Below are 25412 nucleotides of genomic sequence, written 5' to 3'. Positions count from 1 at the left end.
GAAGATATTTTCTTCATTTTATGTATATTGTTTGTTAGTATGAGGAAGTAACATTTTTATATTAGATAGGTTGATTAATTTGAATAAACCCATATCCAGAAGAACATTCTTAAAGAAAAGTTTTGGTACATTGGCTACCTTAACCGGTTTGGGGATTGGCGGAAACTATTATGCCCATAATTTGGAACCGAAATGGTTAGAAATCAAGCATAAAATCATCAGCCACCCGCTTATCCCAAAAGGTTTTCATGGCATGAAAATGATCCAATTCAGTGATACACATTTAGGCTTTCAATTTCAGCTTAAAGATTTACAAGAAATTGTCAATAAGATAAACCAACTGGACCCTGATGTTATTTTATTTACCGGAGATTTGATGGACCATCCTAATGAATACAAGGATCACCAGAAAATCCCCCTCATTTTAAATCAGCTCAAAGCACCACTTGGTAAATTCAGCATCTACGGTAACCATGATCATGGGGGATATGGTTCAGAAATTTACAGCGATATCATGGAAAAATCCGATTTTACCATGTTGCAAAATACCTCATCTAAGATTACCTTATTAACGGCTGAAGAAATAGTCATTGCCGGGATTGATGATGCCATGCTAGGAAAACCTGATTTTGAAAAAGCACTATCCGGCATCCCTGATGAAGTGTTCACCATTATGCTTTCGCATGCCCCTGACCTTGCTGACACATCAAGGACTTATGACATCCAGTATCAAATAAGCGGTCACAGTCACGGAGGACAAGTACAAATCCCCTTTGCCGGTGCCCTTGTAACTCCCCCATACGCTGAAAAGTACCGGGAAGGCACGTATGAAATCGATTCATTAACGTTACATGTTAATAGAGGGCTTGGCACTACCCGTCTCCCATATCGTTTCCTTTCACGTCCGGAGTTGACAGTTTACGAATTCCAATCCGAAAGATGATAGGAAAAGAATACAGGGGAAAACCGCCAGACTTTTTAACAAAGCCTGTGCGAATAAAACGACTTGTTGCCATAAATCATGTGTTCATGTGTAATGGACTCCTATGAATTATAGCATTAGAAGTATATCTGAGAAAACCAGGTTTTTTTTACCAGCACCAAATGGTAGTTGCCATAAAGGTTATACCATACTTAAATAGCCGCACAGGAAAGTTCCGATACACCCTAAAACAGATACCGTTATATAGATAAGGCCATCTATATAACGGTGTTTACTAATAAGTTCAAGTGTTTCCATGCTGAATGTTGAAAAGGTCGTAAAAGCACCCAGGAAACCTATTGTCAGAAAAACCTGCAAAGATACAGACCAGCTTTCTTTCTGTGGCAACGCCAGTCCGAGCCCAAAGGAACCTATAAGGTTAATCAGTAAAATGCTAATGGGTATCGAGATGGCTGGCAATAGCCTATTAAAAATAATCTGCAAGAGATATCTTGAGGCCGCTCCAAAAAAGCCTCCTATAAAAACTGAAAGAACCTCGATCAAAGGGACTCACCTCTCCGTCTATTAAAAAGGCCCAGTCCGAAGAAACCAGCAACCAAACCAAATAAAAGCGTGGCACCAATATACAGTCCCGCCAATGCCAGAGAAGTCTGCAGTAGATTCACCACTTCTTGGGAAAATGTGGACATCGTGGTGAAACCTCCGCAAAACCCGCTGCCCAGCGCTAAAAAAACAAGCGATTTCTTTTTCAAGACGAAATAGCCATTGATCATTCCAAGTAAAAAGCTGCCTACTATATTTATTAAGAGGGTTCCAAACGGGAAGAAGGAATGACCAGCAGTCAAGATTACGCAATATCGCAATATCGCTCCAGCTGCTCCTCCAAAACCGACTGCAAAAAAGCTTTTAAACCGATCCATCAAGGTCCCCCCAAATTTTACTCATAAGTAGATTCATTATAACAGATTAAGATGGAACAGGCTCTTTTCTTAAAAAATTCCATACTATGTAAAGAATTTGAGAAAGGAGGCAAATTATGCAAACACAATATTTTCCTTACTACCACTATCCGCAGACCATTATGCTACAGAACGATTACAGAAATGCATATGGGAATGAATATGGACCTGAATATTGGAATGACGAGCGCTTCTTTCCTTTCTTTCCTCTATTGGCGCCTGTAGCTTTTGTTGCAGGATTGGCAATTGGACCGTTGCTATTCAATAACCGTCCACCTGTCTATGCTCCATATCCTCCTCCATACCCGCCCGCTTACCCTCCTTACCCCGCTTATCCAGCGTACCCTGCTTCTCAAGGCTTTCAGGGTCCCCAGCAACAATTCGGCGCACAGGCTGCGGTAACTGAAAATATCAATATATACACTCAATAAGGGTTGGACAGAAGGCGACATAAGCGCCTTCTTTTTTCTTGGACCAAAAGGCTTCGGATTGAATTTTACTTCACTATATATTTTGAAGTGGTATAATATGAAAATGAATAGATGGTAAAGTGTTGGGAAATGATGGTCATACCCTAGAGATGTACATGCAGTATTTTTTCACTTTTTTCTGTCTGGTTGCACACACGGCTCTATTTCATCCAATATATAAAAACGGGTTTTTACTGAAGGAAATCTGTTTATAACGTCCTTCTAACCTCATTAAGAAAAGGAGTTTCCACAATGAACCAAACGAAAGGACATTCTGAAAGGGATGAGTTTTCGATAAACTCCCTTGCCCAAGCCGTGTTTATTGTCAATAAACACGCGAAGACTGCATTGGAGCCCAAGAATTTATATAATTTAAAACGGCTCGCATTAAGCAAGCTTATGCAAGAAGGAAAAGCGAAGAAGATTGGACTTCATTTTTCTGATAACCCTCGCTTTGCAGCACAACAATCCGACGTCATTGTCGAATGCGGATCATATGTTTTTCATTTACCTCCCACAAAGGAAGATTTGAAAAAACTACCCCACCTCGGCAGCCGGGCAGCTTCCATACGGAACCCTAAAGCCGCGTTGTCATTATCTAAGGCAAAACAGATCCTGCAAACTTACGTTGGACAAGCAGGTGAAAAACAACCGAACAATGCCAACACCGAGAAAAGGGCTCACGGACGTGGGTCGGTCAAGCAACCATTTCACAATCCATTCCCATCCTCCTTTTTAGGAAAAGGTTCCAAGTATTAATCATTGATAAACCAAACGGGCCGTGAGGTAACGCCTCATCGGCCCGTTTTCACATTCATAATACCAATCTGTCTATCAACTTTATAAGCTCTGCAATTTCCGGCTTGCTGATTTGTGCGTCAGCCCCTACGACCTGACCTTTATGACGAAGGCTGTCAGTAATCAAAGAAGAGAAAATAATCACCGGCAACCCAGCAAGTTCCCCGTTTTCCTTTATTCTTCTAGTCAAATGATGTCCATCCATTTGTGGCATCTCAATGTCGGTGATCACAAGATTCACTTCATCTTCAACCACTTTTCCTGATTCAATTAAATTCTCCAGATAATTAAATGCATCAAGTCCATTTTCATAAAACTCCAAGTACTTGAATCCAGCTTCTGACAATGTATCAAAAAGCAGCTTTCTCAGTAATGGAGAATCTTCTGCAATCAGGATTCTCTTGTCTTAATTTTGCCGGGCACCAAGCTTTTTAACCTGTTGGATATTTATTCCTGATTCCGGATTGATTTCGACCACTATTTTTTCAAAGTCAAGTAACAGTAACATTTCACTGTTTAATTTTATTACTCCGATAATCTGACTTTCAAGGCCTTGATACATATCCGAAGGCTTTTCGATTTGGGACCAGGAGATACGGTGGATCTGTGTTACGGTATGGACATGGAAAACCACTTTTTGCTGATTGAATTCAGCCACTATGAATTTATCCTGATCAGGAGTCTCAGATGGCGGAAATCCTAAAGCATTCGCCACATTCACAACTGGCAGGACTTCTCCACGAAGCTCAATGATCCCCTCCACATTTGGATGGGAATGGGGGACAAGCGTGATGGGGACAGGATTAATGATTTCCTTCACCTTGATTACGTTAATGCCGAATTTATTCTTTCCGAGACCGAATTCCACTATCTCAAGCTCATTCGTGCCACTTTCCAGTAATATTCCTTTATTTGCTTCCATTGTGTCATCTCGCCCTTCTCATACTTTTTCATTTCATAATTCCACAAAAATTTCATGGTTTTATCAATGAACTCCTACCTAATAATTCGGTTAAATATTTCTTTTGTTTAGAGCACAGATAAAAAAAGGATCAAGCAGTGATTATCTATTGAAGCCAAACTAAAAAAGGGACCCATCAGAGTCCCCCTTTTCCAAAGTTCATTTTTCACCACTGCCATCCTGCCCATCATATCGATCGTAAAGGGGCCTGTCTCTTCGACAAACCCCTCCATGATATATCCGACATGGGTTATGAAGCAAACCTGATGGGCTGGTCTCAAAAAGCCCTGCCGCCCTTCCAAAGCCTATTCGCGGAAAGCAACAAAGAATAAAGCTTATATGCATGTGGAAAAGTAAATTGATGATGGTCACCCCGATTAAAACGAATAGACCATTCGTTTGCCCACAATTTCCATCGTCGCTCCATTCAAAAAAATACTCATCTCAATTAAGCCTAGAATAGCAGGCCAGTTGGGTCATTTCATCTTTTTCGCGACCTATTCTTTGGATTGAGCCAACCTTTTTTAACAAAGAATAAAAACATCATCAAGGCAATTCCACCCATCATTCCAAGAATGAGGAAATAGCCATAATGCCAATTTAATTCCGGCATATATTCAAAATTCATCCCATACACGCCCACTATGAAGGTCAGCGGCATGAAAATGGTAGTGATGACAGTCAATGTCATCATTGTTGAATTCATATTATTAGAGTTCACAGACAAATAACTATCACGTATATCGGACGAAAAATCTCGATAGGATTCAAGCATTTCAGTCAATTTAAGAAGATGATCGTACACATCATTAAAATAAAGGTGCTGATCTTTTAAGTAATTCAGTCGCTCCGACGAAATCATTCTGTACAATAAATCACGCATCGGCAATATGGTCCGACGGAGCCTGGACATATCTGTACGTAAATCGAAAAGCTGATCCATCAATTCGTTAATCGTGTCATTTTCAGTATTTTCCTCAATGCTACCCAATTCGCTTTCAATTTTATAAACAGGTGGGAAGAATTCATCGACGATCCTGTCAATTATCCTATGCATCAAGAAAAAGGGACTTTGCTTCAACATTTTATTACCAGCAATTTCTTCCCGTACCTTTTCCAGCTCAAACATATCTTCTTTATGAAAACTGACTATCCATTTTTCACCAACGAACATATCCAATTCCACTGCTTTAAATACCTTCTCCCTTAGAGCATGAATCACAAGAAATTGGTAACCCTCATAAAAATCCATTTTAGGACGTTGATTAAAATCATCCAGGCAATCTTCAATTGCCAGCGGATGAAAGTGAAAATGACTGGATAAAAGTTCGATTTCCTTGTTTGTGGGGTTGGAAAAATCCACCCAGAACCACTCGATATCCGGATTATTCATTTCCGTTAGCGGTAAATCAAAACTGATTTCTTGATTAGATGTAATTGCGCAAGTCCGTATCAAATGTATCAACCCTCAATATTTTCTTATCATACATTATACCTTTAATTCATTAATCTCAAAAAGTTTTCTCCCCCATCCAAACTAAATGATAAAATAGAATGAGTCAAACATGGTACATAATTCATGTAGTTAGATAAGGGAGGATATTCATAGATGGAACATTTAATAAACCCTCTAGTAAAAGACGTTCAAATATCAGGAATCCGTAAATTCTACAATATGGTCGCTGATATCGAAGGCACCATTTCCTTAACGATAGGACAGCCTGACTTTCCAACTCCAATGCATATTAAAGAGGCGGCAAAACAAGCCATCGATAATGACTATACCGTTTATACTCACAATGCCGGCTATCTGGAATTGAGGGAAGCCGCTTCAAAATATGTAAAGGATAAATACAAGCTTAGCTATGATCCGGCGAATGAAGTCCTAGTGACTTCTGGTGCCAGCGAAGGCATAGACATTACCTTTCGGACGATTCTCATCCAAGGGAACGAAGTCATATTGCCGGGTCCTGTATACCCGGGATATGAACCCATCATTAAGATGTGCGGTGCAACACCCGTTTATGCCGATACAACAAAAAATGGATTTCGTTTGACTGCAGATATCATTGAAAAGTACATAACTGATCATACACGGTGCATCGTTCTGCCCTATCCATCGAATCCGACCGGGGTAACATTATCTGCCGAAGAATTATTGGACATTGCCGAACTTGTAAGGGGCAAGGACATATTCATATTGGCTGATGAGATATACAGTGAACTGGTATTCGATCAGGAGCATGTTTCGATTGCCACTTTCTTAAAAGAACAAACCATCGTCCTGAACGGATTGTCCAAGTCCCATTCCATGACCGGGTGGAGGATTGGCCTTCTGTTTGCGCCTGTAGCCATCTCTCAGCATATCCTGAAGGTTCACCAATACAATGTAACTTGTGCCGCCTCCATATCACAGAGAGCTGCCTTGGCAGCATTGACGGCAGGCAGAGATGATGCCATTCCCATGAAGACCGAGTATGCCCGGAGACGTGAATACGTATACAGTCGCTTACAAGCGATGGAACTGGAAATAGTCAAACCAAATGGTGCCTTTTACTTCTTTATAAAGCTGCCTGAAGGCTATGCCTCTTCCCTTGATTTTTGCCTAAAGCTTGTTCAACAGGAAAAAGTGGCAGTGGTCCCTGGAGATGCCTTCTCTCCCCTTGGCGAAGGGTACTTCAGGATATCTTATGCCTATTCCATGGAAACCCTTGAAAAGGCTTTGGACCGTATTGAATCATTTTTAGCTAAAAAGTAACCGAAAAAAAGTGGCCTTCAATTGGATGAACAATTGAAGGCCATTTTCCTATTTTTCAAAGATGTCAGGCTACCGGAGGTTTTTCACCAAGCCAATCAGCTAATACAATCTCCGTAAAAAACGGATTTCCCGATATCCTTCTTCCTTATTTGTCGTGGTAAGGCTCACTTCAACGATGGAACCAAGTAAATCAGCCATCACTTCTTCAAATTCCTTTGCGGAGCGCGGCTTTGAAAAACCTAAACTCTTCAATTCGCGCATCAAGATCTGAAAACCGGCATTCGTTTCGATATGACTGAATTTCACCGGCAAGATTAGCGGACTTTCATTCATTAATTTCAGATCCCAACGAATGGGCTTTGTTTGATGAATGGTTTTTTCCCGTTTAAAGCCTTCAATCCTTACAATATATCGACCATCTTCTAATTCCTGGAATTTCATATTGATATCATCGAATTCGCCCATAGCTTTCACTCCTTTTTGTAAAGGCTGTCGCTATCAGCTTATTCATGATAAAGAAATGCTAGCACTTAATTATAATGTTTATATAACGCCTGTGTACCGCTATTTTCCTCTCCAGCTTCTGCCAGCCCCTCATACAGGGATTTGCTTAGGCTTAATCCAGGAGCGTCCATTCCCATTCTTTCCGCTTCATCAAGTGCAATCTTCATATCCTTGATAAAATGCTTGATATAAAAACCAGGTTCAAAATCCCCTTCAACCATCCGCGGCACAAGATTGGACAGTGACCAGCTACCGGCAGAGCCCGATGATATGCTTCTTAATACCCGTTCCGGATCCAACCCCGCCTTTTGGGCATAGGAAATCGCTTCAGTCACTCCGATCATATTAGATGCAATGGCGATTTGATTGCACATTTTCGTATGCTGTCCCGAACCAGCCGGGCCTTGATGGACAACATTGCTGCCAATGATATCAAAAATGGGCAGGACCGCTTCAAATGCCTCACTAGACCCGCCGACCATGATCGTAAGCTTTGCATCACGGGCACCGATATCCCCTCCGGAAACCGGTGCATCCAATGATTCCATGCCTCTTTTCTTGGCCTCCTCCGCTATTTTCACTGCCAAAGACGGTGTGGAGGTCGTCATATCGATTAAATGGGTTCCTTGTTTCCCGTTCTCGATAAGCCCATTTTCCCCAAGATAGATTTCTTCCACATCACTAGGGTATCCTACCATGGAAATGATCACATTGGCTTTCTGCGCAATTTCCTTTGGTGCAGATGCCCACTTCGCGCCCTGTGAAAGCAGTTCACTTGCCTTATCTTTCGTCCTTGTATAAACATATACCTTAAATCCCGCTTTAAGTAGATTTGCGGCCATGCTTTTCCCCATAACTCCTAAACCTATGAAGCCGATCACTTTGTTCAATTGCATCACTGCGGATTCCTCCCAATCATTTTGTTTCAAAAATCCTTAAATGGACTTTATCATTCCTCCGTCAACTAAATAGGACTGCCCCGTTAAATATGTATTGGCACCTGAAACAAGGAAAGTAACGAACTTTGCAAATTCCTCGGGTTCCCCATAACGGCCAAGAGGAATTTTGTTAATGGATTGTTCTGTCATTTCCTCAGGAGTGACGCCTTGTTTCTCTGCATTCATTTTATCAAGGTGCTGAACGCGGTCCGTTGCGATTCTACCTGGTCCAACTGTATTGATCAATATCCGGTCTGGTGCTAATTCTGAAGCTAACGTCTTTGACAATCCAACGATAGCAGTTCGGAATGTATTCGATAGAATCAATCCTGGAATCGGTTCTTTAATGGATGAAGAAGCGATATTAACGATTTTCCCGCCCTGTTTTTTTAAATGTGGCAAGCTCTCACGGATCGTCCTTATGAAGCTTAGTAAATTAAGTTCGAAAGATTGTTGCCATTCTTCATCATTGAAATCTGTAAATGAACCCCCTGGAGGACCTCCGGCGTTATTAATAAGAATATCGATACCTCCGAACTCTTCAGCAGTTTGCCTAACCAAGCTTTCAATATCTTCAGCTTTTGTTATATCCGTTACCATATAAGCAACTTTCCCCGCCCCAAGCTGCGATATTTCCCTTTGTACGGCGGCAAGCTTTTCTCCATCCCGGCTAGCTAGCATGACATTTGCTCCTTCTTTAACCAATTCAGCTGCCATGGCCTTCCCCAAACCCTGACTCGAAGCTAAAATCAAAGCATTTTTCTTTTCCAAATGTAATTCCATATTTTATCATGACCTCCATTTTCCTGAATTTATAATTCTATTATATCGCTATTTCCGAAAAGTGAAAAATCTGAATAATCATTCTTATGATTTTTTTATCCAGCTGTCAAAAAAAAAATTGCCGGTTGGATACCCAACCGGCGTCAAAGGGGGAAATGAGAATGTCAGCTGCCCTAATAGAGCTAAACAACTGTGCTTGCTTTTTATTTACCCCCATTTTGGTGCAATAAACATTTTTGCTTAAATGTTCAAGCAAAAATTACAGGAAAGCACCCCATCCGAAGATTCTGTGATGGGGTGCCGTTTTTCCTCATTTTTTTATTTCTTCAAAGCGTTAATTACCGCTTCTTTCACATTATCATTCGTATCCAACCCTAAAACTTCCTGAGATAGTTTTTTCATCTCTTCAAGCGAAAGTTGGCTAATTAAAGAACGTGCTTTTAAAATCGAAGTGGCACTCATTGAGAATTCATCAAGACCCAATCCGATCAAAATCGGTATGGCAATTTCATCTCCAGCCATTTCACCGCACATCCCGGCCCATTTCCCTTCTTTATGAGCAGCATCTATGACCATTTTAACCAGGCGTAAAATCGCTGGGTTATATGGTTGATATAAATAAGATACTCTCTCATTCATTCGGTCAGCGGCCATCGTATACTGAATCAAGTCGTTAGTGCCTATGCTGAAGAAATCGACTTCCTTAGCAAATATATCAGCCATCACTGCAGTTGAAGGGATTTCAACCATAATTCCGACTTCAATTTTTTCGGCAACTTGAATGCCATTATCAAGAAGTTCCTGCCTGACTTCAGCCAAGACGGCTTTAGCCTCGCGGAATTCAGCTAGTGTGGCGATCATCGGGAACATGATTTTCAAATCCCCATAAATGCTTGCGCGAAGCAGGGCACGGAGCTGAGTCCGGAAAATCTCCTGCTCATTTAAGCAAAGGCGAATCGCACGGTATCCAAGGAAAGGATTCATTTCCTTAGGAAGCTCTAAATAAGGCAGCTCCTTGTCTCCGCCTATGTCAAGCGTTCTGACGACTACAGGCTTACCTGACATACCTTCCAGCACCGCTTTGTATGCCTCGAACTGCTCTTCTTCACTCGGAAAGTCATTTCTGCCCATATAAAGAAATTCCGTACGATATAATCCGATGCCTTCACCGCCATTTTGATGAACGCCATCCAGATCTTTCGGAGTACCGATATTTGCAGCCAATTCCACATGATGGCCATCATTTGTAACGGTTTGTTCATGAACCAGTTTCGCCCACTCAGCCTTTTGCATCGCATAGGCTTCCTGCTCCTCCTCGTAGCGTTTCACGAGTTCAGGAGTAGGATTTATATGCACTTCACCCTTTAGCCCGTCAATGATGACCATGTCACCATTTTCAATGGAAGAGGTCACTGATTTTGCTCCAACGACTGCTGGAATTTCCAATGAACGTGCCATTATGGCTGAATGGGATGTACGTCCACCGATATCTGTCGTAAATCCTTTGACATATGCAGGATTCAACTGTGCTGTATCGGATGGAGTCAAATCCTCCGCAATGATGATCACTTCTTCAGCAATCATGCTTGGATTTGGAATATGAACACCTAAAAGATGCGACAGTACCCGTTTCGTGACGTCACGGATATCCGCAGCCCGTTCCTTCATGTATTCATTATCCATTTGTTCAAACATCGTAATGAACATGCTTGCGGTTTCATTTAAGGAAAACTCAGCGTTGACGCTTTCTGATTGGATTTTATCCTGAATCGGAGTTATTAGTTCCGGATCAGCCAAAACAAGCAGGTGTGCGTCAAAGATAGCGGCTTTATCGGCCCCTAAATCCTTTTCGGCTTTATCCCTGATTATCTCCAATTCATTTGTTGACTTTTGAATAGCTTCCTTAAAACGGGATATTTCCGCCCCGACATCTTCTATGCTTCTTTTTTCAATCGATAAATCTGGCTCTGTAAGTCGATAGGCTTTAGCGATGGCTATTCCGTTTGAAGCTGCTATTCCACTAATCAAAGTGGACATTATTCTGCTAATCCTTCTCTGTTCAACGTTTCAGCAAGTGTATTTAGTGCATCATTTTCATCGCTTCCTTCAGCAGAAATCGTAATTTCCGCACCTTGGCCAATACCCAGTGACATTACACCCATAATGGACTTAAGATTCACTTTTTTCTCTTTATAAGAAAGGTTTATTTCTGAATCAAATTTTCCTGCAGCTTGTACAAGCAATGTAGCCGGACGAGCGTGAATTCCTGTTTCTGCAGTTACTGTAAATGTTTTTTCTACCATATAAATCAATCTCCTTTAAGATAAATTAACATAAATAGGTTATGTAAGGGGGGTTCTCCATCCACTCATGAAAGAAATGAAAAAAGAAATGCCCTTTTCCTTATCAGGATAGCATTATCATTCCCAACAAACAAACCAAAACTATTGGTACCTACAAAATAGTACAAAAATATAGATGGAACTGCAACTATTACTTTTCAGATTCTTCAATGATTAAATGGATAACTGTGCATTTTTGGTGAAAAAAGCCCTGAAACTCAGCATAATGAAAAGGACCACCGTTAAAGAAACACTTCCGAGAATCCCGATTATTATCGCAATCTGGTATTCAATAGCGATGAGCGGGCTTATCCCCGACAGGATTTGCCCTGTCATCATTCCTGGAAGGAAGATAATCCCCATCCCTAGCATATTGTTCAAAGTCGGGAGCACTGCGGAGTCGAATGCAGCATCCACATATTTCTTCACAGCCCTCGCTGGAGTCGCTCCAAGCATCAACATCGCTTCCACCTTTTCACGATTACTGCTAATCCCATCATGAAGGTTTTTAAGCGCCAATGTAACTCCAGTCATGGCATTCCCAACGATCATCCCTGCAATTGGAATGAAATACCTCGGCTCATACCACGGCGTGAAATGGATGACAACCACATTAAAATAAAATAAGGCCGCCATGGGTCCTGACAACATACTTAGGATAACCATCCTTTTGATTTTCTTATTAATTGTATAAGGCACTTGCTTAAAAATATTATGGATGGAAAACAGTGCCATCGCACATAAAAATCCTAAAGAAAGTAAAGGGTGGGGATTTTCAAAGATATATGTCAAAACATATCCGGCTAGAATGAGTTGCACCGTCATCCGTACCGTAGCGAGCATGATTTGCTTTTCCCGTGAAATCCCCCGCCATTTCACGATTATGAGCAGAATCCCTACAAAGACATAGGCTGCACAGAGACGCCAGAACTCAATATCTATTATCCCATTCGCCTCCATTAATAATCACCCTCCTTCGCCTTTTTCAAAACAATCTTCTTTTCAGCACATATTTCCGCAAGCTGTTTTGAATGGGTTATCATGATGACCGTTCCTTTTCCCCGCTTCACTTCTTCTAAAAATCGGCTCATGACCGTCAGCTCGGCTTCTTCATCAAGAGCTGAAGTCGGCTCATCCAGTAAATATACCTCGGGTTTCAATAAAAGTAGCCTCGCCAGTGCCAGCCTCTGTTTCTCCCCGCCAGAAAGATTCTCCGCCCCTTCGTCTAAAGGCTTCTGCAACTGGACGGTTTCAAGTGCTTTAACCAATTCGGCTTTATCCTTTTTTTCCCGTTCTGTCAATTCCAGGCCAATCTGCAGGTTTTCTTCAATCGTACCCGGTAAAGTGAAAGTTGACTGAGAAAGCATTGTGACTTTACGCCGGAGCTCTATCGGGTTGAATTCATCCAGCAACTGATCCTGATAATAGATCGAACCGCTATCCGGGTCATCCATCCTGTTCAATAATCGGAGCAGTGAGGTTTTCCCTGCACCGCTTTCCCCGGTCAAGCAAGTAACCATACAAGCGGGTATTCTCAAATCATCAATTTTCAAAATCCCTTTATACCTAATATTTTCAAGCCTAAATATCATTTTACACGCCTGCCTCCCTTACTCCACCCTATCATTATAAGAAACTATCATGATATGAGGTAGCGATGCATGAAAAAATTTCAATGATTTTCATTTTCTTTCCCTTTTTTATAGGTTAGTATTATTCCTGCTGAATATATCCATGACGGACGTGGAAAAACCTAAATAAATGGAGGGACTTATCATGAACGGAAATTCCTTTTTACATTCTTATCTGAATGCCTTTCTCCTGACTGCACTTTGCCTGATCACGCTGTCTGGCTGCCAGGCTGCATCAGATAACCTAATCAATCAATCCAAACAGGAAGATTCAATCTCCAATGAAGACATCAGATCCAGTGCGGATTCTTCAAATGAAGAAAAAGGCAAGACATTCAAAGCCGAGATCATTAAAGTTGTTGACGGAGATACAGTAAAGATCAAAATGGCTAATGGAAACGAAGAAACGGTCAGGCTACTTTTGGTGGATACTCCAGAAACCGTGCACCCATCCAAGCCCGTTCAACCTTTTGGACCTGAGGCAAGCAAATTCACCAAGGAACTAATGCCAGCGGGTTCTGAAGTGGAAGTAGAAACCGGCATAGGTGAAAGAGATAAATATGGCCGGCTGCTGGCCTATTTTTATGTTGACGGTAAAATGGTGAATAAACTCCTGCTTGAAAAAGGACTGGCCAGGGTGGCCTATGTTTATGCACCGAACACGAAATATCTAGATGAATTGGAAAATATTCAGAAACAAGCCCAAAAAGACGAAATCGGTATTTGGTCAATTGAAAACTATGCAACTTCAAAGGGGTTTGATGATTCGAAGTCCGTAGAAGCTTCAGCGGAAATGCCAACTGCATCTTGCAGTAACCCGCAAATTAAAGGGAATATAAACTCTAAAGGCAACAAAATATATCACATTCCTTCGGGCCAATATTACGAAATAACCAAACCGGAGGAAATGTTTTGTACCGAACAAGACGCACAGGATGCTGGATTCCGAAAATCGCAAAGTTAACAAATACAATAGTTAATAATATGCCCGCTTTCTGAAACCACCATTAAGAACGTATAAGGGAACTTGTAAGAGATTAGTTTGCCTGTTTTCTGAAACCCGCTCACTTTCTGCCGAGCCTCATCAAAGCAAGCATCTAGAAGGGCTCGGCTAGCAAGTTTTTCGGCAGGAGTGCCGCAAATTTCTTCATTCAAATGAGGATCACAGAAAAACCATTGAAGATAAGCCAGTCTCAAACTTGGTTTGGGATGAGTCCAGTTGATTGGAACGGAAGGTACGAGACTCCTGCTTAGAAAAGCGCGTCCAAAGGAGACCCCACAGGCGCAAAAGCGCCGAGGAGGCTCCCGGACCGCCCGCGGAAAGCGAGTGCCTGAAGTGGAAATCAACGTTCCTTTTACAAACCCTCAAATAACTGTTTCAGTGATTTCAGAAACCCGCCCCCTTGTTGTCGAAACTGAACACATCCCCATGATATATGGCCTTACATTAAATGAAGAAGTATTGAATGGTTTTGGCACATCCAATCTAAGGATGTGTTTTTCATTTGGCCATCCCCTCATTAAAGTTCGATTGAATCAACATTTTCCTATTAATAAGATCCTCGTTAATCCCTTTAAAACTCACTTTTTATTCCTTCCATTTACCCGTTATGCCATTTGGCTTTAGCCGAACATTTTATTTATGGTAAAAGCACCCGGGAATACAGGAAAGTGCACTTTCTAAAGGTGGCTTGCTTAATGGAAGATTTCTCAGTACTAACGTCTGAATTCACGCCGATGATCCATCATATAATCCGCTCACTTTCCATCTATAAAAATAAGGAAGAATATTTTCAAGTAGGATTGATTGCTTTATGGGAGTCATATGGGAAATTCGATGAAGAATGCGGTCAGTTCTCCAACTATGCCTTTACGGTAATCAAAGGCAAAATTCTGAACGAATTAAAGCACCACCATAAATATGAAGCCAACACCGAACCATTTGATTCCTTCCTACTAGAGATTAAAGATCCATTTTCAATATACGATGAGGCCTTTGCCATCGATAATCTCTTAACCTACACGGATGGATTGACACTGAATCAGCAACGCTGGCTTTTACAAACGTACTTGGAGAATAAAACGGTCACTGAAATTGCTGAAGTATATCAAGTTACTACCGCAGCCGTCAAATCATGGAGAAGGTCCGCTTTAAATAAATTAAGGAAACAATTGATTTTTCCATAATGAATAATTTGGGGTGGCTCAATCATGAGCCACCCCAAAAAATATCCATTAACTTCTCGCTTCTTCTAAATACGTATAAATGATCACACCGTTATGTTGAGCATTCCCCCGAAAATGTTTAAAGTCTTCCCTTTTAACAAGAACCTCACGAAAAGGTAAAAATTCTTCTTTTGTAATCCTGAATTCATTCATTTCCCGATTTGCCAGTTTATCGAGTACATCTTTTGCTTCTTCTGCATTCATAAGATTATCCTCCTTAATTATCAAATGTTCTATCATTTCTACAGGAGAAATTCCGTTTTTATTTTAACATAAGCTTGCCACTTAATATAATTCAGAACTTTTTAAGGCCCACTGCTACATAATTCTTTACGAATGCTTTAAAATAGTGCAAACTGTATAGTAAAATATCATAATGTAAAATGATTGGCATTTTTTGTACATAGAATTACATACTAGTACGTATAACTGCGTTCGCAAGATATACCGAATTATGCCATATCATTACATCTGCTCCATTACAAGAAATCGTACCTTCTTTTAAAAGTTTAGCTTACTGTACCGACATAAGAGATAACTTTTTCTCTTACTAGCACCTCCCACGTCAAAATCTAAACCGCAAGATGTTCGAATAATCCAATTACTCCATAGTTACTTTTTGATCATTGGAAACAAAATGGGAAAGGATGATTGCCATGAAGAAAGCGGAAGTTGGAAATATCATTGAATTTAGAGAAGGCTTAAAAGGAATCGTCGAGAAAGTGAACGAGAACTCAGTAATCGTGGACGTCACGTATATGGAAAATTATCGTGATTTGGAACTTGAACAGAAAACCGTCGTCAACCATAAAAATTATAAAATCATAGGATGATTGAATGTACTCAAACGGGATGGTTACTAGATGACCATCTCGTTTTTCACTTTATCGCAATCCTGCAAATTGATTCTCCCGCTTTTTGTAACCATTTCCATTTCATTCCGTCTAATTCATTAAAGGGTACAATACCTGTATTTGATGCAGGTTCTCTAAATTCAGATTGGAATTTCAATCAGAAAGATGAGGGAAACACATGACTAGTTGGACACGTTATATTGGCTGTGTCACATTCGCCGTTTTTCTTCTGACTGGCTGCGGTACAGCCACAGACGAAAAAACAGATGAGCCACGGGAAGACACAGTAAAAGAGGGGAATGAAGGCAACACCTCTCAAGGAGATAATCACGATAACCGAAGTGATAACAAAGTAAGACTGATGGAGCAAAACCTGCAGTATACAATTAACGGGGAAGCAAAAGAAAAAACAGCTTTCCTAAAAAAAAGTGATAACCAACCGTTCAGCCTCTATGTTTTGCAACAATTCAGGTTAAGTGCCGAAGAACCAGGAAAGGATATTATGTTCCTGACTGAAGATGACTCCATTTATATGAGAATCGAATTGTTGAAGACGGATGTCAATTGGGATGAGGTGGAAAAAAATGTTCAAGCCCAGCTGAAAAGCATTTCAGAAACAATCAGCGATCCTTCACTTGATGTCGAGGGCGGAACGGGCTTTGAAGTGGAAAGCGGCGATGATGTGATCACTTCCATATTGCTCAAGGATGAAAAATCACCCGTCCGCTTAACTATATTCACGAAAACAGATAGAGATTACCGGGATGCATTTCTAGTGATGGCTAAGACGCTGATGAAAAGGTGAACATCGATAAGGAGGGCTAAGGACAAGTCCTCCATTCTTCATTACTCCTTCCCCGCCTTGCTTTTCCAGACCAATATTAAAAAAAGGAGACTTATGTATCCAAAAACCGGATAAATATATCCTAGTAATCTTCCATATCCGAATTCACTGATGATCAAAGCTATTAAAAAAATCACCGCTATGATCATCATGCTTGGCAATTTAATATAATTGCTGATTTGCCTCTGCAATCCATAAATGTTTCCGATGACCGAAGTGAATATCTCCCCGTAAATCACCAAAATGAACATCCAATATAACTGACTGGCTGCCGTTCTCATAATAACCGCTGAAGGAATTTCATATTTATTCACGTCAGGAAGTGTCATAAGTGAAAAATGCCCTGTCAATAAAATGATCGTCAGGAATATCCCCCCAAGAATTGCACCATGTTTAATGACCTTCTCATCTCGAACTTCATACGCAACCGGAACCAGCACAGCCTGTGCCAAAGCAAGGTTAAAGGCTGTATAGGCAAATGGTGACAAAATCATTTTCACGGTGATCCCTTCTTCAGGAACTTTTGTAAGTGTCTTAAAGAAATCCCCATTATCCAAAGTCGAGAAAAAAAGAATCAAGCTAAAGCAGATCATGATTGGTACAACAAAAGAATTCACAGTGAAAACACCGCGCATGCCCATCATCAGGACCAAGGATGCCAGTATGATCGTAGACCAACTTCCTATACTTTTAGGCACGCCAAGTTGTTCTTCGAAAACGGCTCCTGAACCCGAAATCATGACAGCCGTCACTCCTAACAGCATGATAAGGAAAAAGAAGTTGATGATTCCCGCTATTTTCCTCCCAAAAAGAAATTGATTGAACTCCTCATAAGAAGATGCTCTTATCCTTGCGGAAATGAGCATTATTTTCGTCCCCGTGAAAATAAAAATATAACCTGCTATTAAAATCCCGATAAAGCCATAAAAGCCATAACGGGTAAAAAACTCGACAATCTCTTTTCCAGTTGCAAATCCTGCACCGACGACTGTGCCAACATAAACTGCTGCAATCTGAAAACTCCCTGACCACCTTGACAGCATATTCTCCCCTCCTCCCTACATTTATATGTAAGGAAGAGACATTTAAGACAAGCCGAGCAATATTCCTTTCGTCGGCTGTTTTTGTCTTGGGCTAACAATCTCTCATTATGAAGGCGGAAACTCGCTATGCATTTCTCTGTGGAGCGAAAATCACCACATTTCATGCCCAACATTCCGAACGTATGAAAGATAAAAAAAACGCTTGGAATAATCTCCAAGCGTTCGTATCATACAGACTAATATTTCATAATGCCTTATCATCTACATTGGAGAGCCATTCGTCTATCACCTTCACAACGGACTGTACAGTACCATCATCAAATGGGGAATTTAGATTCGCAGATTCAACGAGATCAAGGAACGACTTGCTGCCTCCAAGTTGGCACAGATTCAAATAATCACCCCAAGCCGTTTCATCTTTTTCAGTCGACCTTTTCCAGAATTGGAAAGCACAAATTTGGGCCAATGTATAGTCGATATAATAGAAAGGTGATTGATAAATGTGGCTTTGCCGCTGCCAATACCCGCCATTCTCCAAGAATTCATTTCCTTCATAATCCCGATGTGGCAAATATTCCATCTCGATCTTACGCCAAGCCTGCTTTCTTTCAACGGGGGAGGCATCAGGATTTTCATAGACAAAATGCTGAAATTCATCAACAGCTACCCCATACGGGAGGAATATGAGCGCACCGCTTAAATGGGAAAACTTATACTTTTCCGTATCTTCCTTGAAAAACAGCTCCATCCATGGCCAAGTTAAAAATTCCATGCTCATCGAATGGATTTCACAAGCTTCATATGTTGGCCAATAATACTCAGGAATGTCAAGTTCACGGCTGCGATACACTTGGAATGCATGGCCTGCCTCATGCGTCAAAACATCTATATCCCCAGAAGTACCGTTGAAATTAGAAAAGATGAATGGAGCTTTATAGTCTTCTATAAAAGTACAATAGCCACCGCTTTCTTTTCCTTTCTTCGCCACAAGGTCCATCAGGTCATTATCAATCATATAGTTGAAAAACCGATCAGTTTCAGGCGAAAGCTCCTGGTACATCCTTTTCCCATTTTCGATGATCCACTCAGCATCGCCTTTTGGAATGGCATTACCCGTTCTGAAATGAAAATTCTCATCATAATAGTTCAGTTTCTCCAATCCAAGACGTTTGCGCTGACGTCCCTTCAGCCGGGTGACAAGCGGTACCACTTCCTCTTTCACCTGCTTGCGGAATGCAGCAACCATTTCAGCATCATAATCAGTCCGTGTCATTCGATAATACCCAAGTTCCACGAAATTCCCATAACCTAGCGCTGTCGAAATTCCATGCCTCACCTTGACTAGGTCATCGAATATACGATCCAATTCCTCCTGTTTTTCTTCAAAGAAACCGTAATATGCCTCACTTGCATTTTTCCTTAACTCACGGTCCGAGGACTCCATAAAAGGCTGAAGCTGCGCAAGTGTTAATTCTTCTCCATCAAAGTGAATTTTTGCAGAGGCAATCAATTGCGAATATTCACTTGATAATTTATTTTCTTTTTGCAGCTGTGGGATAATTTCGGGCGAAAAAGTTTTGAGTTGGGCCTCTGCCAGGTCAAATAGTTGAGTTCCCCATTTCTTCTCAAGCTCCTTACGATATTTCGAGCGAACGAGTTCATTGTAAAATTTTGAGGTTAACTCTTCCATTTCAGGGGAGAAGTCATCTAAATAATCATTCTCAGCTTTATAAAAATCATCATTCGTATCAATGGAATGCCGTATATAGACCAAATTGAACATCGTACCTACATAATTTCGGATTTCATTTATTTCTTCCATAGCTTTTATTTGCGCATCAGCATTAGCGGCGTCAGTAAACTTTTCCAAAGCTTTCATGAATCGGGTTTTAATTTCATCCATTTCAGGACGTTTATATTCATACTCATTAAATTTCATATGTACGCTCCTTTTCACGATATAAAAACATTTATTCAACCTGAGTAACATGATTCATCGAATTCGTTTTCAAGACACATTCACCATTATCGCGGTTATCGTAATATAATTTAATTCGCCACAGCGTTAATAAAAACCTTTATGTCCTCAAAACAAATTCAGATTTTATCAGAAATAAAAAACCAGCACCTGCAGACAAATCCGGGTGCTGGTTCTTTAGCTAATTTTGAGCGGAATACCCAATCTTTTTAAGCAATTCGATAACAGTGTCCTTTTCATCGTGCGTAAGTACACTCATGATATCATCGATTCTTTTTTCATGCTCAGGAAATACTCCTTCAATAAAGGCCTTTCCTTTATCCGTTATTTTTGCAAAGGTTACACGGCGATCCTCTTTACATGCTATTCGCTGTAGATATTCCTTCTGTTCAAGTTTATCCACGACATAGGTAATGCTGCCGCTAGCTAGCAGGATTTTTCCGCCTATTTGCTGCAGGGGCTGATCCCCTTTATGATAAAGTAATTCCAGTACTGCGAACTCAGTTGGATTCAAACCCTCTTCTGCTATATGTTTATTTACCACATCATTTATTGAACGATGGGCTCTAGACATCACAATAAACAGTTTCAAAGACTGTTGGATGTTATTATTCTCCATAACTTCACAACCTTAAAATTTTTAATTAAAATATCTTGAATTAAAAGTTATTATATGGCATAAAGACTTTTTTGTCAATCTCCCCTGTTAGTATGCACTATTGTTTAATCATTCATTTTGTTATACTTGAAAAAAAAGCTAAAGTAGTGACAATCATGAAAACAAGGCATAAATTCACCACATATCTACTTATTGTTATTTTACCATTAATTATCCTCTCAATCATTTATTGGGTGCATTTAGAACGTTCGATTCAAAATGAAAGACAGGAACAAGCTGAATGGACGGTAACGGTTTATCAAGAATACATAGATCAAGTTATCAGAGAAACGAAGGCAAACCTTGAGCTACTTAGCCTTAGCAGTTCCGTGCTTTATATGGATAACAAAAAAACCGAACTTCTTATGAAATGGATCAAAGATACAGATTCCAGGTATGCCGGAATATATTGGCTAAATCGCGACGGTGTCTCCATTTCAGGGACGAATAAGAATTTCAATCATTACTTTCTAATTGAACAGAATGATATAGAACTTGCAGTAAAAACCCGAAAAGCCGTTGTTGTAGGAACAAAGGAGCTATATAACCCTGATTACAATTATTTTTCCACTTTTGCTCCCATTCTGGATCATGATAAAAAAGTGCAAGGGTTTTTATTGGCACATATCAGGCTGGATCATATGGAAAATATATTAAAGATTCTCAGCCCTGGTCAAACCTTTATATTGGAAACAAAGGACAAAACCCGAATTTTGGATAGAAATGCCGACGGATTCACTGGACATTCTAAATCGGTGGCTGTTCCTTTGACCGAAGTCGATTGGAAACTATCCGTCAAATTGCCCGACAAGATTAGCACAAATAACATGAATGTTTTTTTAATGCTTGTCTTTTTCACCTTCTTTTTTGCTCACATGATTTACACCATCGTGGAGGAACTGATCGTTCGCAGGAATGCCAAAAACCAAAAGTTAATAAATGAAAGGCAAAAAATAGAATTTGTCGGTACATTGGCTGCCAGTACTGCACATGAAATAAAAAACCCACTTACCGGCATAAAGGGGCTAGTGCAGTTATTGGTTGAAAAACACCCCGAAGAACAAGATCAGTTCTATTATTCTGTCATCATGAAGGAAATTGAACGGATCAATAGTATCGTCAGCGAATTTTTGATTTTAGGGAAGCCGATGGCCCAGACTTTATCCATATATGATATTCGCAGTATCATCGCTGAATTGAGACCAATAATAGAATCAGAAGCACGCCACTTCAATATTGAAGTGGAATGGAAAATCATAAAGGAGCCGATCCTGGTTCATTGTACAAAGGACCAACTTAAACAAGTCATTCTCAACATTGCCAAAAACGGTTTCGAGGCAATGGAAGTTGGGAAAAAGTTAAGGATTCGAATTCACCATGAAAATGAATGGGCTAAAATCATGATCATCGACACCGGGCAAGGACTGAGTGAAAAAGAAATAGGCAAAGTGTTCGATCCCTTCTATACATCGAAAAAGGAAGGAACGGGATTAGGGCTATTTGTGTGTAAACGAATAATTGAATCTTTTAACGGTTCCATCGAGTTTTCAAGTAAACCACTTAACGGTACAACCGTAACAATCAGCTTACCGTTGATAAAAGGCCACCATTAACAATACTTTGAAGAGTTTCATTTTTTTATGAAGACCAGTAACGATTCCGATTTATTTAAAGGTGTCATGCATACGGTGCATGCTTCCTGAATCTATTTATGGAATAGGTAAAAAACTTAATCAGGAAGAAGGAAATATACAGATGGGAAGTATCGCTGCCATTAAAACAAAACCGCAAAAACAAGATATGACTCTGAAAATCATGATTGTCATTGGCATTTGCCATTTAATGAATGATTCTCTTCAGGCCGTCGTACCGGCCATGTTCCCAATCCTCGAAAAATCAATGTCGCTAACATATACACAGCTGGGAATGATTGCATTCTGCCTGAATATCGTCTCATCGCTCTTGCAGCCGGCAGTCGGGTTCTATACGGATAAAAAGCCATTTCCATATGCATTGCCCATTGGGTTGACCAGTACCTTAATCGGGGTCATCATACTCGCAATCGCCCCTAACTATAGCATTATCCTTGGTGCAGTCATCTTGATGGGCTTAGGGTCGGCCATATTCCATCCCGAAGGCTCCAGGGTTGCCTATATGGCAGGAGGACCCAAAAGAGGCCTGGCACAATCAATTTATCAAGTCGGCGGGAATAGCGGGCAGGCACTTGCCCCGCTCATCACTGCTCTCGTGCTTGTTCCTTTTGGTCAAAAAGGTGCACTCTGGTTTGCCTTGGTTGCCTTATTGGCCGTTATCCTATTGCTGTATATTGCCAAGTGGTATTCCCAAAAATTAGTTCACTTCCAGCCTAAAAAGCTTGCTGCAAAAATAATCAATAAAGAGCGGACCCATAAAGTGGCCAAAGCCCTGGTATTGATTTTATTCATAATCTTTGCCCGTTCCTGGTATGTATCGTGCATGACGAACTTTTACAGTTTTTATTTGATCGAGCAGTATTCGTTCACGATAAAATCTGCCCAATTTTTCCTATTTGCCTTTTTGGCTGCCGGTGCTGTAGGTACATTTTTCGGAGGTCCGCTTGCTGATAGATTCGGGCGTAAAAATATCATTTTCTTTTCTTTCGCCGCCAGCATGCCAATAACCGCACTTTTACCATTCGTACCTCCAACAGCCGCTTTTATTTTATTATTGATGGCGGGATTCATTATAATGAGTAGTTTTTCCGTCACTGTAATATACGCACAGGAATTGGTTCCGGGAAAAGTCGGAACGATGGCAGGCTTGACAGTGGGGTTAGCCTTTGGAATGGGTGCCATTGGATCCGTTTCATTGGGAGCCATTGCAGATATAATTGGAATCGGATCCATGATTAAGCTAGTGGGATTCCTGCCATTACTGGGAATCATCAGCATACTGCTGCCGACTGATCTGACATTGAAAAAATGGTATACAGAAGAATGACTGCAAAATGGTTTTTTCCTGGAACATTTTCTTTATGTCTAAATACAATAAATTATTGTTCCACCCAAAAGTTCACTAATGAGTAACGATCCGTTCCATACAAAAAGGAGAAATTTATGAGTGGAGTTTTATTAGGCAGCATCCTTTCTGCAATGTCTACAGGGTTTGGTGCGTTACCAATCTTGTTCATTCAAGGATCAATCACACATCGATTCAGAGACACGCTTCTGGCATTTACGGCTGGAATTATGATGGCTGCTTCGTTATTGAGCCTGATCCCGGAGTCTCTGGCCACCGGAGGGTATGTGCCGCTAGTCATTGGGGTTTTTCTCGGAGTAATGACATTAACGATCATGGAAAAAAACATTCCTCATATCGATCTCAGCCATACGAAAAGTGGCATTCAGTTCGATGAAAAGGCTTTGCTCATCATCACTGCCATTACACTCCATAATATTCCTGAGGGTCTTTCTGTCGGGGTCAGTTACGCCTCTGATAATGCTGATACAGGTAATTTGATCGCATTTGCCATCGGCCTGCAAAATGCTCCGGAAGGCTTACTAGTCGCCTTGTTTTTAATTAATCAAAAAATCGGTAAACTCACAGCGTTCCTGATAGCAACCTTAACCGGTACCATCGAAATAATTACTGGCTTACTAGGTTTTTATTTAACCTCTTACATTGGGTTTCTGGTCCCATACGGCCTAGCTTTCGCCGCCGGGGCCATGCTTTTCATAGTTTATAAGGAATTGATTCCTGAAAGCCATGGGGATGGTAATGAACGCACATCTACCTATTCCTTCATTGTCGGCCTTTTGTTCATGGTCATATTATTGGAAGTTTTGTAATTCTCGAACTTCCATGGCTGGCTCCATCAAGTGAGTCAGCTTTTACTTTTTATTTATCAGTGTAATCCATTCAGAAAAATTAAGACTTCTAAACCAATCCCGATGCATGAAGGACACCTTCTGGTGGCCTCCCCTCGATATATACCCCAAATCTATAGGAAATTCAAAAGATATATTGTCTTGTTTATATAAGTCTTTCATTAATTGTTTTCGGATATTTATGCAAAGGTTATTTCACCAGAAATCACACAAAGTTGCTAGTCTCCTTGCCTGCTACTTTAAAAAGTCATGCATGCATTCAAATCCCCACTAAAAGGTAATGTCGTCATTAAAGGGCTGCTGCACAATAACGACCATTTCTTCCCGCTTATTTCTCACTTCCACTGATGAATGATGTTGAAGGATCAAATACTCATTTATAAGTTTGTCAAGCTGCTCACTTTGGCGAAGGGTATTCTCATGATTTAGCCCATACATTTTGGCCAACTCCATCATTTCCCAACGCTTCATTCGAATCTCAGAACAAATTTCCGTTGCACACCTAGAATTCATAACAACATTCACTACTCCTGCCTTTTTAAAGTTACATTATAATAAAGAAGTATTACAAAATATGCCTTATATGTAAATAGATTCGCAAAAAAAGACAAAACTTCTTAAATTGCGATAGTGCTTTAACCACCAGCAGACAGGATATGACGGAAATTTCTAAGCATGGACCTCTTCTATTGATTAGGACAAGTTCATATGAAGCCCGCTTTGAAAATCGATTCGAAAGTTCTGCAATTTGGATGTCATTCTTATTTTCCAACTTAAACTTCAGCAGCTTCTCTATAATGGAGTTCATTGTTACAACCCTCAATTGTGATTCTAAGATAATATAATATGAAAAAAG

The 25412-nt window shown here is 40.5% G+C and carries 28 protein-coding genes and 1 pseudogene; 12 read left to right on the top strand and 17 right to left on the bottom strand.

Features of this window, described 5'->3' with window-relative positions:
• The first annotated feature begins 79 nt into the window (after window positions 1-79).
• Window positions 80-943 (top strand): metallophosphoesterase, encoded by an 864-nt coding sequence (locus ACFVSH_RS06940; RefSeq protein ID WP_260284141.1) that lies wholly within the window; start codon window positions 80-82, stop codon window positions 941-943.
• A 180-nt stretch (window positions 944-1123) separates the two neighbouring features.
• Here the strand turns inward: ACFVSH_RS06940 and crcB are convergent, their stop codons facing one another.
• Both crcB and ACFVSH_RS06930 read right to left on the bottom strand, forming a co-directional pair.
• A complete protein-coding gene (crcB, locus tag ACFVSH_RS06935; RefSeq protein ID WP_387599592.1) occupies window positions 1124-1486 on the bottom strand; it encodes a fluoride efflux transporter CrcB in 363 nt (120 codons plus the stop codon).
• Window positions 1483-1863: a fluoride efflux transporter FluC gene (locus tag ACFVSH_RS06930; RefSeq protein ID WP_387705355.1), complete on the bottom strand. Its 381-nt coding sequence runs from the start codon at window positions 1861-1863 to the stop codon at window positions 1483-1485. The genes crcB and ACFVSH_RS06930 overlap by 4 nt, the downstream gene beginning before the upstream one ends.
• Window positions 1864-1979: 116 nt before the next feature.
• Between ACFVSH_RS06930 and ACFVSH_RS06925 the strand changes: the two genes are divergently transcribed.
• Window positions 1980-2333, top strand: a complete 354-nt coding sequence (locus ACFVSH_RS06925; protein ID WP_387599587.1) for a hypothetical protein — start codon at window positions 1980-1982, stop codon at window positions 2331-2333.
• 291 nt (window positions 2334-2624) lie between these two features.
• Window positions 2625-3131, top strand: a complete 507-nt coding sequence (locus tag ACFVSH_RS06920; RefSeq protein WP_260284138.1) for a YkyB family protein — start codon at window positions 2625-2627, stop codon at window positions 3129-3131.
• Between the two features lie 55 nt (window positions 3132-3186).
• On the opposite strand, the pseudogene ACFVSH_RS06915 reads toward ACFVSH_RS06920, so the two are convergent.
• The 3 genes and pseudogenes from ACFVSH_RS06915 to corA form a co-directional block, all read right to left on the bottom strand.
• Window positions 3187-4092: pseudogene (locus tag ACFVSH_RS06915) on the bottom strand (chemotaxis protein).
• A gap of 107 nt (window positions 4093-4199) precedes the next feature.
• On the bottom strand, window positions 4200-4412 hold the full coding sequence (locus ACFVSH_RS06910) for a hypothetical protein (RefSeq protein ID WP_387705353.1): 213 nt from the start codon (window positions 4410-4412) through the stop codon (window positions 4200-4202).
• A 200-nt stretch (window positions 4413-4612) separates the two neighbouring features.
• Window positions 4613-5596 (bottom strand): magnesium/cobalt transporter CorA, encoded by a 984-nt coding sequence (gene corA, locus ACFVSH_RS06905; RefSeq protein ID WP_387599578.1) that lies wholly within the window; start codon window positions 5594-5596, stop codon window positions 4613-4615.
• 144 nt (window positions 5597-5740) lie between these two features.
• On the opposite strand from corA, the gene ACFVSH_RS06900 reads away from it, so the two are divergent.
• Window positions 5741-6889: an aminotransferase A gene (locus ACFVSH_RS06900; RefSeq protein ID WP_387705351.1), complete on the top strand. Its 1149-nt coding sequence runs from the start codon at window positions 5741-5743 to the stop codon at window positions 6887-6889.
• 99 nt (window positions 6890-6988) lie between these two features.
• On the opposite strand, the gene ACFVSH_RS06895 is transcribed toward ACFVSH_RS06900, so the two are convergent.
• The 7 genes from ACFVSH_RS06895 to ACFVSH_RS06865 all read right to left on the bottom strand — a co-directional run bounded on the left by ACFVSH_RS06895 (window position 6989) and on the right by ACFVSH_RS06865 (window position 13048).
• Entirely contained in the window at window positions 6989-7354 is a 366-nt protein-coding gene (locus ACFVSH_RS06895) for a hypothetical protein (protein ID WP_034314117.1), read from the bottom strand.
• A 65-nt stretch (window positions 7355-7419) separates the two neighbouring features.
• Entirely contained in the window at window positions 7420-8322 is a 903-nt protein-coding gene (locus tag ACFVSH_RS06890; RefSeq protein WP_387599573.1) for an NAD(P)-dependent oxidoreductase, read from the bottom strand.
• A 6-nt stretch (window positions 8323-8328) separates the two neighbouring features.
• Window positions 8329-9114 carry an SDR family oxidoreductase gene (locus ACFVSH_RS06885; protein ID WP_387599571.1) on the bottom strand — a complete coding sequence of 262 codons (786 nt, stop codon included), beginning with the start codon at window positions 9112-9114 and terminating at the stop codon, window positions 8329-8331.
• Window positions 9115-9432: 318 nt separating this feature from the next.
• Complete coding sequence (gene ptsP, locus ACFVSH_RS06880) at window positions 9433-11151, bottom strand: phosphoenolpyruvate--protein phosphotransferase (protein WP_260284132.1); 1719 nt, start codon at window positions 11149-11151, stop codon at window positions 9433-9435.
• Window positions 11151-11417, bottom strand: coding sequence for a phosphocarrier protein HPr (locus ACFVSH_RS06875; RefSeq protein WP_076366836.1), 267 nt, complete (start codon window positions 11415-11417; stop codon window positions 11151-11153). The genes ptsP and ACFVSH_RS06875 overlap by 1 nt, the downstream gene beginning before the upstream one ends.
• A gap of 213 nt (window positions 11418-11630) precedes the next feature.
• Window positions 11631-12416: an ABC transporter permease gene (locus ACFVSH_RS06870; protein ID WP_387599566.1), complete on the bottom strand. Its 786-nt coding sequence runs from the start codon at window positions 12414-12416 to the stop codon at window positions 11631-11633.
• Window positions 12416-13048, bottom strand: coding sequence for an ABC transporter ATP-binding protein (locus tag ACFVSH_RS06865; protein ID WP_387705350.1), 633 nt, complete (start codon window positions 13046-13048; stop codon window positions 12416-12418). Before ACFVSH_RS06865 ends, ACFVSH_RS06870 begins: the two co-directional genes overlap by 1 nt.
• A 184-nt stretch (window positions 13049-13232) precedes the next feature.
• Between ACFVSH_RS06865 and ACFVSH_RS06860 the strand changes: the two genes are divergently transcribed.
• From ACFVSH_RS06860 to ACFVSH_RS06850, 3 genes are all read left to right on the top strand, one after another.
• Window positions 13233-14051 carry a thermonuclease family protein gene (locus ACFVSH_RS06860; RefSeq protein ID WP_387599560.1) on the top strand — a complete coding sequence of 273 codons (819 nt, stop codon included), beginning with the start codon at window positions 13233-13235 and terminating at the stop codon, window positions 14049-14051.
• 255 nt (window positions 14052-14306) lie between these two features.
• Window positions 14307-14714, top strand: a complete 408-nt coding sequence (locus ACFVSH_RS06855) for a hypothetical protein (RefSeq protein WP_387705348.1) — start codon at window positions 14307-14309, stop codon at window positions 14712-14714.
• A 71-nt stretch (window positions 14715-14785) separates the two neighbouring features.
• Window positions 14786-15274 (top strand): sigma-70 family RNA polymerase sigma factor, encoded by a 489-nt coding sequence (locus ACFVSH_RS06850; RefSeq protein ID WP_387705346.1) that lies wholly within the window; start codon window positions 14786-14788, stop codon window positions 15272-15274.
• A gap of 48 nt (window positions 15275-15322) precedes the next feature.
• Here ACFVSH_RS06850 and ACFVSH_RS06845 read toward each other — a convergent pair whose 3' ends face one another.
• Window positions 15323-15517 (bottom strand): hypothetical protein, encoded by a 195-nt coding sequence (locus ACFVSH_RS06845; protein ID WP_387599551.1) that lies wholly within the window; start codon window positions 15515-15517, stop codon window positions 15323-15325.
• 452 nt (window positions 15518-15969) lie between these two features.
• On the opposite strand from ACFVSH_RS06845, the gene ACFVSH_RS06840 reads away from it, so the two are divergent.
• Together ACFVSH_RS06840 and ACFVSH_RS06835 are read left to right on the top strand one after the other, a co-directional pair.
• A complete protein-coding gene (locus ACFVSH_RS06840; RefSeq protein WP_064505160.1) occupies window positions 15970-16146 on the top strand; it encodes a YkvS family protein in 177 nt (58 codons plus the stop codon).
• A 199-nt stretch (window positions 16147-16345) separates the two neighbouring features.
• Entirely contained in the window at window positions 16346-16972 is a 627-nt protein-coding gene (locus tag ACFVSH_RS06835; RefSeq protein WP_387705344.1) for a hypothetical protein, read from the top strand.
• Between the two features lie 41 nt (window positions 16973-17013).
• Here the strand turns inward: ACFVSH_RS06835 and ACFVSH_RS06830 are convergent, their stop codons facing one another.
• From ACFVSH_RS06830 to ACFVSH_RS06820, 3 genes are all read right to left on the bottom strand, one after another.
• The gene (locus ACFVSH_RS06830; protein WP_387599545.1) at window positions 17014-18054 is read right to left on the bottom strand and encodes a YkvI family membrane protein; all 1041 of its coding nucleotides are present in this window, start codon (window positions 18052-18054) and stop codon (window positions 17014-17016) included.
• A 244-nt stretch (window positions 18055-18298) separates the two neighbouring features.
• Entirely contained in the window at window positions 18299-19993 is a 1695-nt protein-coding gene (locus ACFVSH_RS06825; RefSeq protein ID WP_260284126.1) for a M3 family oligoendopeptidase, read from the bottom strand.
• A gap of 220 nt (window positions 19994-20213) precedes the next feature.
• On the bottom strand, window positions 20214-20651 hold the full coding sequence (locus ACFVSH_RS06820; protein ID WP_192203855.1) for a MarR family winged helix-turn-helix transcriptional regulator: 438 nt from the start codon (window positions 20649-20651) through the stop codon (window positions 20214-20216).
• Between the two features lie 155 nt (window positions 20652-20806).
• Here ACFVSH_RS06820 and ACFVSH_RS06815 point away from each other — a divergent pair, with 155 nt between their 5' ends.
• From ACFVSH_RS06815 to ACFVSH_RS06805, 3 genes are all read left to right on the top strand, one after another.
• Window positions 20807-22303: an ATP-binding protein gene (locus ACFVSH_RS06815; protein ID WP_387705342.1), complete on the top strand. Its 1497-nt coding sequence runs from the start codon at window positions 20807-20809 to the stop codon at window positions 22301-22303.
• Between the two features lie 142 nt (window positions 22304-22445).
• On the top strand, window positions 22446-23669 hold the full coding sequence (locus ACFVSH_RS06810) for an MFS transporter (protein ID WP_387705340.1): 1224 nt from the start codon (window positions 22446-22448) through the stop codon (window positions 23667-23669).
• 116 nt (window positions 23670-23785) lie between these two features.
• Window positions 23786-24517, top strand: a complete 732-nt coding sequence (locus ACFVSH_RS06805) for a ZIP family metal transporter (RefSeq protein WP_387599535.1) — start codon at window positions 23786-23788, stop codon at window positions 24515-24517.
• Between the two features lie 309 nt (window positions 24518-24826).
• Here the strand turns inward: ACFVSH_RS06805 and ACFVSH_RS06800 are convergent, their stop codons facing one another.
• A complete protein-coding gene (locus ACFVSH_RS06800; RefSeq protein ID WP_192203849.1) occupies window positions 24827-25069 on the bottom strand; it encodes an aspartyl-phosphate phosphatase Spo0E family protein in 243 nt (80 codons plus the stop codon).
• Between the last annotated feature and the right edge of the window lie 343 nt (window positions 25070-25412).

The organism is Peribacillus sp. NPDC058002 (assembly GCF_042886655.1).
Taxonomy (GTDB): domain Bacteria; phylum Bacillota; class Bacilli; order Bacillales; family DSM-1321; genus Peribacillus; species Peribacillus aracenensis.
Note: the sequence above shows the minus strand (reverse complement) of the source record. Positions and strands in the feature narration are given on the sequence as shown.